A 1,310-nucleotide genomic window follows, 5' to 3' on the forward strand; every position below is an offset into this window, starting at 1 on the left:
GATGGGACAGCACCGCGGCGGGGTCGCTGGCCTGGGCGGCGACGACGGTGGTGCGGGGGTTGTCGGCCAGCAGCGCGCGGGCGTGGGCCAACACGATGGGGTCGTGGTCGACATAGACCACCCGCACACTCGGGTTGCGGCGGTGGGCGATCTGGTGGACGTTGTCGACGGTGGGAAGACCCGATCCCAGGTCGATGATCTGGTCGATGCCGGCCTGGGCCACCAGGTAGGTGACCACGCGTTGCAGGAAGCGGCGGTTCTCGGCGGCGATGAGGCGTGCGTGGGGTTCGCGCTGCTCCAACGCCGCGGCGGCCTGGCGGTCCACGGCGAAATTGTCCTTACCGCCCAACAGGTAGTCATAGATGCGGGCCGGGGTGGCGGTATCCACATGGAGCAACGGCGGCGCGTAACGAGCGGCGAAAACCTCGTCGTGGGCCATGGCAGGGTCACACATTTCGAGAACGGATACGGACGGGCGGATAGTGGCGAGACGGGCCTAGCTCAGAGACGAGGCGTCGTGGCCAGAAGACGCGGTGGCGGGCTCGCTGCCGGCAGAAGTGGGTAGTAGTTCCAGCAGTGCTTCGGTGAGGCCGGTGAGGGTGGCCGCGCGGTAGATCGCGCCGGCTTCCAGGTGGGCCAGGGCGGGGTGGAGGCTGCGCAGCTGGGTGCGTAGTACGAGCAGGTCGCGGGAGGCCAAATCGAGGCTGGTCAGGTCGCGGTCGTCATCGGCTGCGGTGATCTCTTGGCCGGTGAGGTCGGCGACGATGGTGCGCAGGGTCTCGGCCATCCGGGCGTGGCGCCGGTCGGGGGTGGTGGCCAGCATGCTGGCCAGCGGCGCCGCGGGGGTGGTCTCGGTGGCGCGCTGCCAGTGCGGGAGGGGGAGCTCGGCGGGGCGGTGCCGGGGGCTGGTGGGCCAGGCGGGTGGGTGGCCGTGGGTGTAGAGCCCGGCCAGCGCGGCCAGCAACCGAGCGTGCTCATCACCGGTGGCCGAGGTTCCGGGGGTGATGACGGTGCCGGGTAGCTGGTGGTGGGCCAGGGTGTCTTCGATCGCGGGGGCCAGTACGGCGTGGGGGGAGAGTTCGAGGAAGAGGCTGTCGCTCTGGTCGGCGAGGCGGTGGATGGCGGCCTGGAGTTTGACGGGGGCGCGGAGTTGCAGGCTCCAGTAGGCCGCGTCCAGGTGGCCTCCGGTGGTGGGGGTGGTGGTGACGGTGGAGACCATCGCCACGTTGCCTTCTTGGGGCCGCAGGCCGGTCAGGGCAGCGGCAAGCCCGGAGAGGTACTCATCGAGCAGCGGGCTGTGGGCGGGTGGG

At 70.7% G+C, this 1,310-nt stretch carries 2 protein-coding genes; both read right to left on the reverse strand.

From position 1 onward, the window contains the following. Nucleotides 1-439, reverse strand: a 439-nt coding sequence (locus ABD848_RS24830; RefSeq protein ID WP_344977627.1) for an SAM-dependent methyltransferase, incomplete at its 3' end; no start/stop codon positions are given. 57 nt (nucleotides 440-496) lie between these two features. Next, the coding region (locus ABD848_RS24835) for an acyltransferase domain-containing protein (RefSeq protein ID WP_344977630.1) at nucleotides 497-1,310 on the reverse strand (814 nt) is incomplete at its 5' end.

It is taken from the genome of Salinactinospora qingdaonensis, from assembly GCF_039539445.1.
GTDB lineage: Bacteria > Actinomycetota > Actinomycetes > Streptosporangiales > Streptosporangiaceae > Salinactinospora > Salinactinospora qingdaonensis.